The organism is Myxococcus sp. MISCRS1 (assembly GCF_026626605.1).
GTDB lineage: Bacteria > Myxococcota > Myxococcia > Myxococcales > Myxococcaceae > Myxococcus > Myxococcus fulvus.
In genome coordinates, this window is sequence record NZ_JAPNKB010000001.1 from 5,177,987 (window position 1) to 5,192,809 (window position 14,823).

14 protein-coding genes are annotated in these 14,823 nt (G+C 71.9%); 6 read left to right on the forward strand and 8 right to left on the reverse strand.

The features are described from left to right. Position 1: 1 nt before the first annotated feature. From OWM54_RS20475 to OWM54_RS20495, 5 genes are all read right to left on the reverse strand, one after another. Complete coding sequence (locus OWM54_RS20475; protein ID WP_267698562.1) at positions 2–2,017, reverse strand: response regulator; 2,016 nt, start codon at positions 2,015–2,017, stop codon at positions 2–4. Next, positions 2,014–4,575: an ATP-binding protein gene (locus OWM54_RS20480; RefSeq protein WP_267698563.1), complete on the reverse strand. Its 2,562-nt coding sequence runs from the start codon at positions 4,573–4,575 to the stop codon at positions 2,014–2,016. Before OWM54_RS20480 ends, OWM54_RS20475 begins: the two co-directional genes overlap by 4 nt. After that, positions 4,572–4,949, reverse strand: coding sequence for a response regulator (locus OWM54_RS20485; protein ID WP_223751001.1), 378 nt, complete (start codon positions 4,947–4,949; stop codon positions 4,572–4,574). The genes OWM54_RS20480 and OWM54_RS20485 overlap by 4 nt, the downstream gene beginning before the upstream one ends. Positions 4,950–5,088: 139 nt before the next feature. Next, entirely contained in the window at positions 5,089–5,535 is a 447-nt protein-coding gene (locus OWM54_RS20490) for a helix-turn-helix domain-containing protein (RefSeq protein ID WP_267698564.1), read from the reverse strand. 50 nt (positions 5,536–5,585) lie between these two features. Beyond that, positions 5,586–5,957: a helix-turn-helix transcriptional regulator gene (locus tag OWM54_RS20495; protein WP_223751000.1), complete on the reverse strand. Its 372-nt coding sequence runs from the start codon at positions 5,955–5,957 to the stop codon at positions 5,586–5,588. Positions 5,958–6,188: 231 nt separating this feature from the next. Here OWM54_RS20495 and OWM54_RS20500 point away from each other — a divergent pair, with 231 nt between their 5' ends. Next, on the forward strand, positions 6,189–7,364 hold the full coding sequence (locus OWM54_RS20500) for a serine/threonine-protein kinase (RefSeq protein ID WP_267698565.1): 1,176 nt from the start codon (positions 6,189–6,191) through the stop codon (positions 7,362–7,364). Positions 7,365–7,485: 121 nt separating this feature from the next. Further along, the gene (locus tag OWM54_RS20505; RefSeq protein ID WP_223750999.1) at positions 7,486–8,895 is read left to right on the forward strand and encodes a serine/threonine-protein kinase; all 1,410 of its coding nucleotides are present in this window, start codon (positions 7,486–7,488) and stop codon (positions 8,893–8,895) included. A gap of 9 nt (positions 8,896–8,904) precedes the next feature. On the opposite strand, the gene OWM54_RS20510 is transcribed toward OWM54_RS20505, so the two are convergent. Beyond that, the gene (locus tag OWM54_RS20510) at positions 8,905–9,876 is read right to left on the reverse strand and encodes a zinc ribbon domain-containing protein (RefSeq protein ID WP_267698566.1); all 972 of its coding nucleotides are present in this window, start codon (positions 9,874–9,876) and stop codon (positions 8,905–8,907) included. Further along, entirely contained in the window at positions 9,873–10,826 is a 954-nt protein-coding gene (locus tag OWM54_RS20515; protein ID WP_223750997.1) for a hypothetical protein, read from the reverse strand. The genes OWM54_RS20510 and OWM54_RS20515 overlap by 4 nt, the downstream gene beginning before the upstream one ends. A gap of 135 nt (positions 10,827–10,961) precedes the next feature. On the opposite strand from OWM54_RS20515, the gene OWM54_RS20520 reads away from it, so the two are divergent. The 4 genes from OWM54_RS20520 (at position 10,962) to OWM54_RS20535 (ending at position 14,257) form a co-directional block, all read left to right on the forward strand. Further along, positions 10,962–11,276 (forward strand): hypothetical protein, encoded by a 315-nt coding sequence (locus tag OWM54_RS20520; protein WP_223750996.1) that lies wholly within the window; start codon positions 10,962–10,964, stop codon positions 11,274–11,276. A 176-nt stretch (positions 11,277–11,452) separates the two neighbouring features. Continuing rightward, positions 11,453–12,136, forward strand: a complete 684-nt coding sequence (locus OWM54_RS20525; RefSeq protein ID WP_141332498.1) for a hypothetical protein — start codon at positions 11,453–11,455, stop codon at positions 12,134–12,136. Between the two features lie 183 nt (positions 12,137–12,319). Continuing rightward, entirely contained in the window at positions 12,320–12,493 is a 174-nt protein-coding gene (locus tag OWM54_RS20530) for a hypothetical protein (protein WP_170300510.1), read from the forward strand. Positions 12,494–12,676: 183 nt separating this feature from the next. After that, on the forward strand, positions 12,677–14,257 hold the full coding sequence (locus tag OWM54_RS20535) for a CBS domain-containing protein (protein ID WP_267698567.1): 1,581 nt from the start codon (positions 12,677–12,679) through the stop codon (positions 14,255–14,257). A 22-nt stretch (positions 14,258–14,279) separates the two neighbouring features. On the opposite strand, the gene OWM54_RS20540 is transcribed toward OWM54_RS20535, so the two are convergent. Next, positions 14,280–14,819 carry a hypothetical protein gene (locus tag OWM54_RS20540; RefSeq protein ID WP_223750994.1) on the reverse strand — a complete coding sequence of 180 codons (540 nt, stop codon included), beginning with the start codon at positions 14,817–14,819 and terminating at the stop codon, positions 14,280–14,282. Positions 14,820–14,823: the final 4 nt, after the last annotated feature.

Below are 14,823 nucleotides of genomic sequence, written 5' to 3' on the forward strand. Positions count from 1 at the left end.
CTCACACCTCGATGCGGTTGCGCCCGTTCGTCTTCGCGCGGTTGAGCCGTGCGTCCGCGACGCGCAGCAGCGCCTCCATCGTCGCGCCGTCTCCTGGCGACTCCGCGATGCCCGCGCTCATCGTCACGCGGAACGACTCGCCGCCGTCACCGTCGAAGGTCATCTCCGCCACCTCCGCCATCGTCCGCGACAGAATCGCCTTCGCGCTCGCCGCCGTCTCCCCGAGCAGCCCCACCACGAACTCCTCCCCTCCCCAGCGCCCGCGCACGTCCTCGCGCCGGAACCGCGCTCCCAACAGGCGCCCCAGCCGCGTCAGCACCCGGTCCCCCGCCAGGTGCCCGTACTTGTCGTTCACCCGCTTGAAGTGGTCCACGTCCAGGAAGCACAACGACAACGGCCGCTGCTGACGCTGCGCCTCCGACAGCCGGCTCCTCAACCCCTCGATGAACGGCCGCCGCAACATCAGCCCCGTCAGCGCGTCCCGCTCCGCGCGCTCGCGCGACAGCCGCGCCCGCTCCAGCCGCGCCTGCACCCGCGCCCGCAGCTCCTCCTTCAACACCGGCTTGGAGATGTAGTCGTCCGCCCCCGCCTGGAACGCCGCCAGCCGGAACTCCAACCCCAGGTGCGCCGTAATCAGCAACACCGGCAGCTCCTGCCACGCCGGCATCGACCTCAAAATCCGACACAGGTCGAAGCCGCTCGGCCCCGGCATCTGCACGTCCAACAGCAACAGGTCCGGCCGATGCTCCGCCAGCGCCTCCATCAACCGGTGCGCGTCCCCCAACCCCACCACCTCAATCTGTTCGCTCGCCAGCGCGTGCACCAGCGCGGCGATGGCCTCCGGGTCGTCGTCCACCACCAGCACCCGCGAGCGCTCCGGCCGCCGCGCCGCAACCATCCGCTCCGCCGCCGCCGCGAAGTCCGTCGCCGTGAAGGGCCTGGGCAGGAACAACGAGCCCCCGGCGTGCGCCGCCGCCACCCGGTCCTCCAACCCGCCCGACACCCCCGTGAACCCCAACGGCAACGAGCCCAGCCCCTCCGTCGAACGCAGCTCGTGCGCCGCCTGGATGCCGCCCATCTCCCCACCCAGGTGCATGTGGATGAGCACCCCGTCCACCCACTGCCTGCGCGCCAACACCACCGCCTCGTCCGCCGTGCGTGCCGACAACACCCGCACCACGTGCGCGCGCCCCAGCCGCTGCGCCTCCTCGAGGACCGCCGGGTCCTCGTCCACCACCAACAACACCCCCTCCGTGGGCAACACCGCCGAGGGCCCCTCCTTGCGCGCCGGCGGCGTCACCTGCACGGACGCCGTCGCCGCCAGCTCCCGGAACACCACGTCCACCAGGCCCCAGTCCCTCCCCGCCCGGAGCGCATCCTCCAGCCGCCCCGCCGCCAGGCTCACCTCCGTGAAGCCATAGCTGCCCGCCGTGCCATGCAGCTTGTGCGCGACGACGCCCGCCTCCTCCAACGCCACCCCGTCCCCCGCGCGCGCCGCCGACAAGAGCGCCTCCAGCCCGCTCACCTTGTCCTTCAGCCGCGCGCCGTACTCCTGGTTGAGCGCCACCAGGCTCGCCGCCAGCTCGTCGCGCACCAGGTCCACGTCCGCCAGGGCCCGAGGCCCCGCCGGCGCCGGCGGCAGCGCCTTGGTGAAGAGCTGATTCACCCAGAGGTACAGCTCGTCCGGCCGGTACGGCTTGTGGATGATGCGCGCCACCTTGAGCTGCCGCGTGAGCAGCTCGTGGCTCTTCAGGTCCTTCCAGAACGCCGACGCGAACAACACCGGCAGGTCCGGCTGCTGGCCGCGCAGCTCGCGGATGAAGTCCGCCCCCGTCACCCCCGGCAGCAAGCCGTCCACGATGGCCGCGTCCACCGGCACCTTCGCCAGCACCGCCCGCGCCTCCGCCGCCGTGCGCGCCGTCTCCACCCGGAAGCCCTTCTCCCGGAGGAAGGCGCACACCAGGCTCTGCAAGTCCTTGTCGTCCTCGAGGAACAGCAGCGTCTTCGCGTCGGTCATGAAACGGCCCTTGTCTCCAGCTCGCCGTCCTTGCCGGACAGCAACTCGTGCAGCAGCTCGCGCACGGAGGCCACCAGCTCCTCCTCCGACGAGCGCGCCTTGCTCAGGTGCCGCGTCATCCCCAACGTCAGCTGCCGCTGGTCCGCGCGCGACAGGTCCCGCCCCGTGAAGACGATGAGCGGCGTCGTGCGTCCCCGTCCCCGGCGCAGGATGTCCACCACCTCGAACCCGTCCAGCCCCGGCAGCCCCACGTCCAGCACGATGAGGTCCGGCGGCGTGCGCCGCGCCAGCTCCACCGCGCTCTCCCCATCCGCCGCCTCGAACACCTGCACCCGCCCCAGCCGCTCCAGCCTGGCGCAGATGACCCGCCGCGTGGCCACGTCGTCGTCCACCACCAGCACCCGCGCCTGCCCCGGTCGCCGCATCGCGTGGCGCAGCGCGCCGAGCAGCCCCGACTCCTCCAAGGGCTGCGACATCCAGTCCACCACCAGCGGCGTGCCCACGCCCTCGCCCTCCGACGAGCGCCCCGACAGCGCCACCACCGGCAGCGCCCGCGTGCGCGGCTGCTCCCGCAAGGAGCGCACCCAGTCCAGCGCCTGCCCGTCCGGTATCCGCGTGTCCAGCACCACCGCGTCCGGCGGCTCGGCCTCCAGCACCTTCTGCGCCTCCGCCAGGCTCACCGCCCGCACCACGCGGTAACCCTCTTGCGACAGCAACCCGCGCAGCAACGCGGACAGCTCCCCATCCGCCGTGGCCACCAGCACGTCGTGCCGGCTGGTGTCGCGCGCCGTCGCCGCCGCCGCCACCGCCGGGTGCGAGCCCGACAGGGGCCTGGCGGCCTCCAGCGTGAAGGTGAAGGTGGAGCCCTTGCCCAGCGCGCTCAGCACCTCGATGCCGCCGCCGTGCTGGTTCATGATGGCCTGCGAGATGGCCAGCCCCAGGCCCGTGCCGCCCTTGGAGCGGGTGTCCGAGCCGTCCAGTTGCTGGAAGCGCGCGAACAGCCGGTCCTTCTGCTCCTCGGGGATGCCGGGCCCGGAGTCCACCACGCTGAAGCGCACGCGCCCCGGCACCTCCGGCAGCACGCGCACCACCACCTCCGCGCCGCCGGTGGAGAACTTCACCGCGTTGGAGACCAGGTTCGTGAGCACCTGGATGAGCCTGTCCCGGTCTCCGCGCACGCGGGGCGACTCCTCCACGTCCGCGCGCAGCACCACGCCCGCCGCGTCCGCCACGCCCCTCAGGCCGCTGAGCGTCGCCTCCACCAGCTCGCGCGCATCCAGCGAGGCGAGCTTCAGCTCCAGCATGCCCGCCTCCATCTTCTCCAGGTCGAGGATGTCGTTGATGAGGCGGATGAGCCGCTCCGTGTTCGAGCGGGCGATGCGCACCATCTCCAGCGCCGGCTCCGGCACCTCGCCGACGATGCCGCCCTCGAGCAACCCCAGCGAGCCGCGGATGGACGTCAGCGGCGTGCGCAGCTCGTGGCTCACCGTGGAGACGAACTCGTTCTTCATCCGCTCCACCTCCTTGCGCTCGGTGATGTCGCGCACGAAGGCGGTGAAGCGCGCGGGCCCCTCGCCCGGCACCCGCACCAGCGTCAGCTCCGCGGGGAACATGCTCCCGTCCGCGCGCAGGCACGGCGACTCCAGCCGCGTGGCCACGCCGGACGTCTCGCCCAGCGCGGCGGAGACCTCCTCGCGCTTGCCCGCGGGCAGCGAGGCCGGCAGCGCGAGCCCCAGGAACTCGCGCCCCACCGCCTGGGCCGCCGTGAGCCGGAAGACCTTCTCCGCCGTGGGGTTGAGCTCCAGCAGCCGCCCCGCCTCGTCGATGAGCAAGATGCCGTCCGGCGCCGCCTCCAGGATGGCCGCCTTGCGCGCCTGGGTGGTGCGCTGCGCCTCGCTCGCGGCGACGAGCTCCCGGCCGCGCTGCTCCACGCGCTCCTCCAGCGCCGCGTTGAGCGTGGCCAGCTCCCCGGACGCGCGCGACAGCCGCACCAGCACCACCACCACGTACGCCCCCAGGAGCAGCGACGCCGCGAAGAAGACGACGCGCGTGCGCTCGTTGGCCACCTGCGCCCGCTCGTGCAGCTGGATGAAGGTGCCCACCAGCCGCTCCGCCTGCGCGCTGGCCGAGCGCTCCAAGAGGGCCTGCATCGCGGCGTCCGCCCCTGGCTGCTCCCCCCGGGCCTGGGCCGCCCGCGAGCGCTCCAGGAGCACCCGGTTGTCCTCCAGCGCGCCCAGGTACGCGTCCAGCGACGACGCCATCACCCGCGCCTCCTCCTCCGACAGGAAGGGCGGCACCTCGCGCAGCGACTCCGCGCGGGCCTTCAGCGCCGCGAAGGCCTGGGCGTGGGAGCCATGGCGCTCGGGCAGGCCCAGCCGCTCGCGGAGCACGTCCTGCTCCAGCTCCGCGCTCGCCAGACGCAGCTGCTGCAGGCCCGTGCGGTACGCGTCGATGCGGGCGGTGCCCCAGGGGCGGCCCACCACGAACAGGGCGCACAGCACCAGCAGGGCCCCCACCGCGAGGGCGACGGAGCGCTTCGACAGGCGCGTGCCGCTCACTCCGGCACCAGCTTGCGAATCTCCTTGGGCAGCGTCATGGGGTCGAAGGGCTTGCTGATGACGCCCACCGCGCCGAGCCCCAGGTAGCGCTCCACCTCCTGCTTCTGGACCTTGGCGGTCATGAAGATGATGGGCGTGCTCGACGTGGCCGCCTGCTTGCGCAGCTCACCGAAGGTGGTGGGCCCGTCCATGCCCGGCATCATCACGTCCAGGAGGATGAGGTCCGGCAGCTCCTCGGCGGCCTTGGAGAGGGCCTCGGCGCCCGACGCGGCGAGCACCGTGTCCCATTTGCCCACCCGGCTCAGGCTCAGCCTCCCGATGGCGCGGATGTCCTCTTCGTCATCCACCAGCATCACCTTGCGAAGGGTCGTCATGGGGGCGGACCTCCTCTGGGGGGTAAGGGTGTGCTAACCCACGTGCGGGGAACCTGGGGAGTGGACGTCTGTCCAGGGTTCCGCGTCGGGGATTCAACACCCGACGCCCGCGCATTCCCAGCCTCCCGGCGCCGGACGCCTAGCCGGTCGCCTTGCGCCGCCGCGCCGGACGGGCCGGACGGGCCTGCTTCACCGGGGCGGCCCGGGGCGGCATCACCGACACGACGGCGTTGACGACGCGCGACACCGCGCGCAGCTGCGAGGGCTCCAGCTCCCGGAGCTTGCGCGTCATGCGGCGCAGCTCCAGCGGGTCCTCGCGCTCCGGCTTGCGCGTCACGGGCGTCAGCGGAGCACCACCCCGGCCGACCCCCAGCAGCGTATCCGAGGAGACCTGGAGCACGTCACACAGCCGCTTGAGCGTCTGCGTGCGAGGCAACATCCGGCCACGCTCCAGCCGGCTGTAGACCTCCATGGCCATGCCGACGCGCTCGGCCACGTCGCTCTGGGTGAGGCCCAGCCGCAGGCGAGCGGTCCGCGCCGCCCCTCCCAGGATGGCCGCGAGCTTGTGGTCGACGGGCTCACGCATGATGGGGGCAGCGTCGCACGGCGCGCGGGGGAGGCAAGTTTCCCGTCCCCTCAGCGCCGCCGGAGCGCGAGCGCGCCCTGGACCACCTGCACCACGGCCCTGAGCGCCTCCGGCTCCAGCGCGCGCAAGGAGCGCAGCAGCCGCCGCAGCACGGGCGGGTCCTCCACGCGCGGGCCCACCGGTCCACGGACCGCCACGGGCGCGCCCTCCGACAAGCCCAGCAGCGCGTTCGCATCCATGCACAGCACCAGGCACAGCCTGCGCAGCGTGGTCACGCTGGGCAGCACGCGTCCGCGCTCCATGCGGCTGTAGACCTCCATGGCGATTCCCACGCGCTCCGCGACGTCCGCCTGGGTCAATCCCAACCGGGCCCGCGCCGCCTTCGCCGCCGTCCCCACGGTGATGGCCAGTTCCTCGTTCATGGTCCCCGCGCCTCTCGGGCAGTCTCCCTACCACATCGTCCGCGCCGCACCCTACCTCACGAGGGGGACAGGCTACCCAAAAAGAAGGCCGCCATGCTAATGACGTCAGGGGTTGACCCAGGTCATCCGGATTCGCTGGCGGGGTTTCGATTTCCAGAGAGGGATTCGACCTTGAAGGTCCTGGGTGTGGTGATGCCCTCATGGGTGGGGACAGACGGAGAGGATGGGACGATGAGCGACCTGGAGGCGATGCACCCGCTGCTGCTCCAACCCTCGGAGCAGCTGGGGGCCCTGCGCATCATCCGGAGGCTGGCGACCGGGGGTTATGGCGCCATCTTCCTGGCGGAGAGCGAGACGAAGGGCACGGTGGCGCTGAAGTTCGCGCTGGAGGGCCCCTCGGAGAACGACGAGGCGCGGGTGGACGCGCGCACGAAGCGGGAGGCGCGGCTGCTGATGCACCTGGCGCACCCCAACGTGGTGGAGCTCCTGGGCTACCTGCGCTGGCCGGACGCGCACCGCGGCTACCTGTACCTCATCATGGACTACGTGGAGGGCCCCACCCTGGCCAGGTGGGCCACCACGGAGAAGGCCACGCCGCGCCGGGCCGCGCAGGTGTTCGCGTCGCTGGCGCTCACGCTGGACGCCATCCACGGCGCGGGGGTGGTGCACCGAGACCTCAAGGGCAGCAACATCATCGTCCGCGCGTCGGACGGGGAGCCGGTGCTGGTGGACTTCGGCTCGGGGGACCACCCGTGCGCCCCGTCGCTGACGGAGGACCGGCTGCCTCCGGGCACGCCCAGCTACCGCAGCCCGGAGTCGCTGCGCTTCTGGATGGGGCCACGCATCCCCGGAGCGCGCTACCGGTTCGCGCCCACCGATGACCTGTACTCGCTGGGGCTGGTGCTGCACGAGGTGCTCACGGGCACCTTCCCCTATCCGGCCCACCTGCCGCCGTCCGCGCTGCTGGCCAGCATCGAGTCGGCCGTGTTGCAGCTGCCGTCCGTGCTCAACCCGCGCGTGCCCCGGGTGCTGGATGGCATCGTGCTGCGGCTGCTCGACAAGCATGCGGGCGGACGGTTCCCGAGCGGCGCGGAGCTGTTCGGCGCGCTCTCCGCGGCGCTGGAGCTGGCGGACGACACGTGGGACCAGCCGCTGTTCCCGCCCCGGCCGCCCCACGAGGCCGTCACGGAGGAGGACGAGTCCCTGTTCGACGGGGACGAGGAGGGCCGGGAGGTGCGGCAGTGGATGCGCTGGCCGGACTGGCCCGGCGCGAGCTCCGCGTCGGGGTCCGCCCGCACGCCCTCCACCGAGCCGGTGGCCCCGCCCGTCGCGCCCTGGCGCTCCTGGCTGCGCCGGCGGCTGCACGTGCTCAAGGGGGCGCTCAAGCCCTGGCGCGGGAAGGACTAGGCATCCAACACCTGACGTCCAATGGTTGTCGCCCGACCTCGGATATTCCATCACGGCCGGCTTCGTGTTACCTGGGGCATCCTGTAGCGCCCAACTCACTTCCCAGGTTGAGAGGCAGGCCATGACGACGCCCGACACGACGACGGAGGATTCTCCCGGAGGACCGCGCCGGCCGCGGGTGCTGTTCAACGTGGGCGGCACGGTGTTCGAGTTCGTGCGCAAGCTGGAGGTGCGCTCCACCGGAGAGCTGTTGATGCTGGTCCGGCGCCGCTACCGGGACGGGCAGAGCGGCCTGGTGGTGGTGAAGCGGCTGCGCAGCCCGGCCACCTTCGTGGAGCGGCGCAGGCTGGTGGAGGAGGTCAGCCTGACGTTCCGCTTCAAGCACCCCAACATCGCGCAGGTGCACCAGATGAAGGTGTACCGGGGCGCGCCCCACGTGGTGATGGAGTACGTGGAGGGGCGGTCGCTGGACACGCTGTTGAACCTGACGGCGATGCGGCGGCGGCCCGTGTCCGCCGCGCTGGCGGCGTTCGTGGTGGCGGAGGTCGCGGACGCGCTGCACCACGCGCACCTCGCGGTGGATGACTGGAACCGGCCGCTGGGCATCGTGCACCGGGACGTGAGCCCCCGGAACATCCGGGTAGGGACGCATGGGGACGTGAAGCTGACGAACTTCACCGTGGCCTCGTCGCGGCTGGTGGGGCGGGAGGAGACGAGCCGGCCGCTGGTGAAGGGCGACGTGGCCTATGCGTCACCGGAGCTGCTGCTGCGCGCGCCGGTGGATGCGCGCTCGGACTTGTTCTCGCTGGGGTTGGTGTTGCTGGAGCTGCTCACGGGGCGCCACCCGCTCGCGGTGGAGGACACGCCGCCGCCGCCGTTGCCGGAGGGGCTGACGTTGGAGGCGCAGGGGCCCACCTGGATGCCGGTGGACGAGGTGGCCGCGCGGATGACGAGCCTGGAGCCGGAGCTGGTGGCGCGGCTGGTCGCGGACGTGCCGGAGGGGCTGGCGGCGGTGGTGCTGCGCGCGCTGCGCAGGGCGCCGGAGGAGCGGTTCCAGACGGCGGAGGAGATGGGCTGCGTGCTGCGGGGGTGGCTGAGCGCGCACGCGCCCGGGCAGGGGCGCCATGCGACGGCGGAGGAGATAGCGCGCGTGGCGATGGAGGCGACCAGCCGGCGCAATCAGGCGGAGCTGCTGGAGGGTGGGCTGCATCCGGAGGACCTCACGGCGGAGGAGGCGTCGGTGCCGCTGGAGCCGGGTGGGCGCGCGGAGCTGGACGCCGAGGGCTCGCTGGCGGAGGAGGCCGCGCGGGTGTTCGGGGTGCCGGGCAAGCGCGGGGTGACGCGCGCCCGCGTGGAGGAGCCCGCGCCTCGCGATGGGGAGGAGGCGTGGTGGACGTCCAGGGTCGAAGCGGAGTCGGTGGCCTCGCCCGTGCGGAGCGGGGCCGTGGAGGCGCCGTGGCCGGAGGATGACGTCACGCCTCCGGGTGGGAGCAAGCCGCTCGAGCCGGACGACGAGCCCGACGCGTCCTGAGCGCTCGCGCTACATCCTCCCCGCGAGAAGCATCGTCAGCACCAGCGCCGCGAGCACCGCCAGCACCACGCCGAGCACGCGCCACGCGGAGATGGGGGACTCGCCGAACACCACCTCCGCGTCCTGGCCATGCACCAGGACGCGGTACGGCTTGTCGCGATAGCGATACGCCAGCACATACACCGGCAGGGCCCACCGCGTGGTGCGCAGGCTCGACAGCGCCACGGCCACGCGCACGTTGCGGTAGCGACGGCCGGGGATGTCTCCGCTCGACTGCACGTGCTCGCTCGCGAGCCGCTCCACGGCCTGGAACACCCTGCGCCTCGCCCCCGAGCGCGTCGCCTCGAAGCGCTCGACGCTGGCGCCCTCCGGCCCTCGCGCCTCACCCACCGCCTCCTCGAAGCGGTAGTGCGGCGTGAGCTTGTCGCACTCGTCCATCTTCAAGCCGCGCGACGCGGCGACCAGGATGTTGGAGAAGTCCAGGTGCGTCTGCCCCGCATGCGGCGCCCAGTCCGAGCGCCGTGAGCCCGCGTCCGAGTCCGCCGTCCAGCTCACCTCGACGCCCGCCTTGAACACCCACGCGGGCCACCACATGGGCCGCATGGACTCCAGCGACGCCTCCTCTGCCAGCCCCGACGGCCGGAAGAACGCCTTGCGCCCCAGGAAGCGCGACAGCGCCTCGCTGGCCACCGACGGCTCCACCGAGAAGGGCAGCCACCCCTGCGCCTGCTCCACCGGGTCCACCGTCATCTCCACATGTGTCACCGCGCCGCAGTAGTCACACCGTGGCGCCCTCGCCTCCACCGAGTACTCCACCGACGCGCCGCAGCTGTCACAGCGCACCACCCGCGCGCGCTCGACGGCGGCCTCCTGCCTGAGCGGCTCCGGCGTCGCGAGGCCACACACCGGACAGCGCAGGTCATCCACCTCCAGCTCGCACGCGCACCGCTCGCACGGCGACACGCTGACGGCCGCGCTCATCGGCCACCTCCCTGGAGGAAGAGCCACAGGCCCAGCACTCCCAGCAACCCCACCACCACCGCCGCCGCCACCTTCCACACGGACAGGGGCGCCTTCCCGTGCACCTCACCTGTCTGCCCATTCACCAGCACGCGCAGGGGCTCCGCGTCCTGGGCGTAGCGCACCGCCAGCACCCAGACGGGCAACAGGCACACGTCCAACGACTCCCAATCCAGGTGGCTGTCGTGACTCAGCTCCCGATGCGAGTCCCCGGGCATCAGCGCCGCGAGCTTGTCCAGCAGCCGCCCCGACACCTCCTCGCGCGCCTTCTCCAGACACGCCTGGAACGTCAGCGTGGGCTCCTCCGCCACCCAGCCGGACACCAGCGCCGGCGTGTAGCGCGCCAGCCCCCGCAAATCGAACGGCTCCAGCGCCTCCAGCTCGTCGTTGTGCAAGCCATTGGACGCGGTGACGAGCACGTCCGCCACATAGCCGGAGACCTGGCCGCTCAACGGGCGCCACTCGGTGCGCGTCACCGTGCGCGTGCGCGTCACCGTCTTCCCGTTCTCCGTCGTCGTGTAGCGCTCCTGCTCCTGGTAGTTCTCACCGATGGAGGCCTGGAACCGGGAGGTCGCCAGCGCGCTGTAGAGGTAGGCGGGCACATAGACGCCGTGCACGTCCCCCGGCTTCGCGTCGCGAATCCCCGAGCGACAGAAGCGGCTGCGCGAGCGCAGCCAGTGCGACACCTTCTCCCGCGCCGCCGCGTGGTTCAGCGAGAAGCCCAGCGCGAAGCGCGGCTCGGGCACCCCGGGCGTCGGCGGGCGCTCCACCACGGAGGGCGCGGCGCAATACGGGCAGCGCGTGGTGCGCAGCGAGGGCTCCAACACCAGCATCGCGCCACACGACTGACACCCCAGCCGGAGCCTCGGCTCCGTCAGCGCCGCGGCCGGCTCCTCGTGCCCCAATGCCATCACCCCGCTCCTTGTCGAGACGCAGCGGACAGGCGCTCGCCCGCCCGCTCGCCGTGCGGACTTCTGCGCCACGACGATAGCCGGGTTGCCGGAGGCATTCCGCGTCATGACTGTATCCAGACGGAGGATTCCATCATGGCGAAGGACCCGCGACGACAGCCCGCCACCCAGCCCGCCGAGGACTTCTACGGGCGCCCCACCGGTCCCCGGGGCGAGCCCGCGCCCCGCGAGGAGCGTGAGCCGCCCCGCGTCCCGCCCTCCACGCCCGACGACGACGCGCCCGAGCGTCACGGACGCGCCCACCCCATCGACCCCGCCGAGCGCACGCCGGAGGCCATCCTGGACGACATCCCGGACGGCGACGGTCCCCGCAGCGACGCGGGCACCAATCCTCTTCCCGACCTCTACTGGACCGCCTTCCCGGGCAGCCTGGAGGAGGAGAAGGACTGACTTCACGGCCGGCCCGAGGGGGCTTTCCCGAACCCTCCAGGTCCCCTCGGGCCACGGCCTCTTCTCGATTGAGTGTCTGGTGACCCCGCGCGCAATCCCTCACGCCCCGTCTGGAATGTCAGCCCCTCCCTGTACTGTGTGCTCATTCGCCAGCACATCCAGGGGGAGGAAACTCCATGGCGGAAGTCCGTGAGCTGCCTCGTGTATCCGTGAACAAGCTGGGTGAGTACCTCACCGCCACCCCGGCTCGTCGCAAGCGCATCATCTACGACCAGAAGCACCCGCCCGAGCAGCAGTATCTGCGCTACCCGGAGGCGTCGCTCGCCATCACGGACTTCCTGTGTCGTGACCTGGACCCGGCCATCCTCCGCGAGCACCAGCGCCGCTTCGCGTGCAGCGTGCCGCAGTCGGAGTTCGAGGCGCAGCGGCTGCATCTGTGCTCGGAGGCGCTGGAGCGCTTCGCGGACCTGGTGCCGTGGCTGGGGCTGGAGGACACCATCATCAGCCCCGTGGGCGCCGAGCCTCCCGTGCTCGAGATGGCGGGGGTCACCATCAGCGTGCGGCCGGAGGTCGTCCTGCAGCGCATGGACCGACATGGCAATCCACGCGTGGGCCTGATGAAGCTCTACTTCTCCAAGCACCATCCGCTGGATGAGCGCTCCGGGCAGTACATCGGGACGATGCTGCAGCGCTTCGCCGAGCAGCACCTGTGTCAGCTGGGTCCGTCGGACCACCGGATGGTGCAGGTGGTGGACGTGTTCGCGGGCACCCTCTTCACCGCGCCCCGCGCGCATATCCGCCGACTCAGTGACGTGGTGCTCGCGTGTGAGGAAATCGCGGAGCGCTGGGCCGTCCACTGAACGAGCATTCGCTGCACGGCGTCCGCGCTCGGGAGCGTGGTGGAAGATTTCAGTGGGCTCGCGTGAGTCGTGAGACACGGTGAGTCATGTGAAACATGACGCTTCCCGGGTTTCCGGGCGGGGCCTACGCTCTGGCGTGCCGGTCGATTCGGCGACCGGCCTCACCCCTACGGGAGACGCATCATGAAGAGCCACAAGGTGAAGACTTTGAAGGAGCTGTTCGTGAAGGACCTCGCCCGCATCCACGGAGGCGATGGCAGCGCCACGTCCACCTCCTCCACCGAGACGCAGAGCACCTCGCCCCAGGTCTCCACCACGCAGGCCTGTTGCGAGGAGAAGAACGACCCCTGCTGCTAGGGCGCGGTCGTCCTTCGGTTCGCTGAAGCTCGCGCGTGTCTCCCTTGCTTGGGGGCACGCGCGTTTCTTTTCGCGGGGGCCCGTGTCGAGCCCTCCGGTCGGGGGGCGTGTCCGGTGCAGGGCGGCGCGGGTGTTGGCTCGTGGGAAGTCGGTGCGCGGGGCCGATGGGAAGCGGACACTCGGGTGGGTCCGCGTGGGTGTGGCGGGTTGGTGGAGCGCGGGGCCGTCACCAGCGTGCGCCGCATGGCGCATCGAGGCATGGACAACGGCAAGGATGAGGCGCGGGGGGCCGCCGCTCGGCCCGGCATGGAGACGGCTCGGCCGGCGGACGCGGCGCCGCCTGGGTCTCGTGAGCGGAGTGAGTCCGATGTGTCGGGCTGGAACCCCGCTCGGGATGAGGCGCCTTCGTCGCGGGAGGGACGCTATCACCGCGCCGCTTCGCTGCGCATGGCGCAGCCCCGGACGGCGGTGGAGGACCGCTCCGACGAGGCGTGGGCGAGCGGAGGTGTCCAGGGCGGGCCCTATGGGCGTGATGACCGGGATGACCATTACGCCACGGGCGTGGGGCCTCGGGCGCGCATGGGGACGCAGGACCGGGAGCTTTCGCCCCAGCCCGCGGACTATCGGTCGTGGAATCGGGAGGGGTACGGCGGCGAGGAGTCGCGGATGCGCGGGGACGCGCCGGGTGCGGTCGCGGGTTGGCGGGCTCGCGAGGAGGCGCCGCTGCCGCTGGAGACGAGCACGCTCCATGAGCCGCCTCGCCGGAGCGAGGGACGCGCGTTCCACACGGGCGATGTCGACACGGAGCTGGGGCTCGCGGAGGAGACGCTCGAGTTCGAGGCGCGCTCCCACGTGAGCCGCCCGGGTGAGCGCGCTGGGAGCGGATGGCGTGGCAGTCGCGACCTGGCCGCGCCTTCGCGTCAGCACTCCGACCCGGAGCGCGCAGAGGGTGGATGGCGCGGTGCTTCGCCGTCGCGTCAGCATCCCGATTCGGAGGGTGGCGTGCGCGGCCGTCGCGACCTCTCCGCGCCTTCGCGGCAGCACTCCGATGAGGGCTGGCGCGAGGAGCGAGAGATGTCCGCGCGGTCGCGTGAGCGCTCCGGTGTGGTGCGCCCGGAGGAAGGCTCACGCGAGGGCCGTGAGGTGTCTTCGTCCTCGCGAGGAGGTTCTCGTTCGGAGCGCACGTCCTCGCCTTCGCGTGGCACGTCTGGCGTCGAGCGCTCGGAGCGCACCTTCGTCGCGGACCACCTCCGCGAGGACCGGAGCCAGGACTATCGCGCGCCACCGCTCGGGATGTCCCAGCGCTGGCAGCGCGAGCCGCTGACGGCTCGCGACGTGATGACGCGCAACGTGCGCTCGGTGCGGCGTGACAGCCCGCTGCGCGAGGTGGCGCGCATCATGAAGGACGAGGACTGCGGCGTCGTCCCCATCGTCGACGAGCAGGGCCGCCTGGTGGGGCTCGTCACGGACCGGGACCTCGCGCTGCGCGCCTTCGCCGGTGGCACTTCACCGGAGCAACTGCGCGCCGCGGACGTGATGACCGAGGACGTGGAGGCGGTGACGCTCGACGAGAGCCTGCATGGCCTCATCGACATCATGGCCCGTCGGCAGATTCGCCGGCTCCCCGTCATCGAGCGCGATGACCGGCTCGTCGGCATCATCTCGCTGGGAGACATCGCCCAGCGCGCCGACGCGGACGAGGAGCTGCAACACGCCCTGGAGCGAATCTCCGCGCGCCGCTCGTTCTGGACGCGGCTGCGCTGACGTCACCTCGAGGAAGCGGAGCTCACGTCGCCATCAGTCGGCGGAGCTCCGCGTCCTCGACCCACCACACGCTGGACACGGGAATCACATAGAACCCCTGGTCCGCGAGTTCGAGGAGGACGGGCGGAACCCAGCCGTAGACGAGGCCGCCGTGGACCTCTGTGTAGTCGCCCTTCCACTCGCTGTCGTGCGCGAACCAGGTGTCCCAGCCGGGGATGTCGTAGTCATCCAGGTAGCCATTTGACGGCTGCGTCGCCGCGCCACACAGGTCCGAGTCGAAGTGTGTCGCGAACACCCGCCCGCCCATCAAGTCTCCGAGCGGCGGCAGCGGCAGCTTCAGCCGCTCGAGCGCCCGGCGACGTCGCTCGACGATGAAGTCCACCGCCTCCGCGGGCACGGCGGGCGCGCTCAACAACTGGAACACCAGCGTGTCGCCGTCATGCCCGCAGACCGGCGGCATCAGCTCCACCGAGCGCGTCGTCACCCCGGCCCTGGCGGCCTCGGCGCGTGGCAGACACCATGCGATGGTCTCCGCCAGCCGCCGCTTGAATCCTGTCACCATGCGC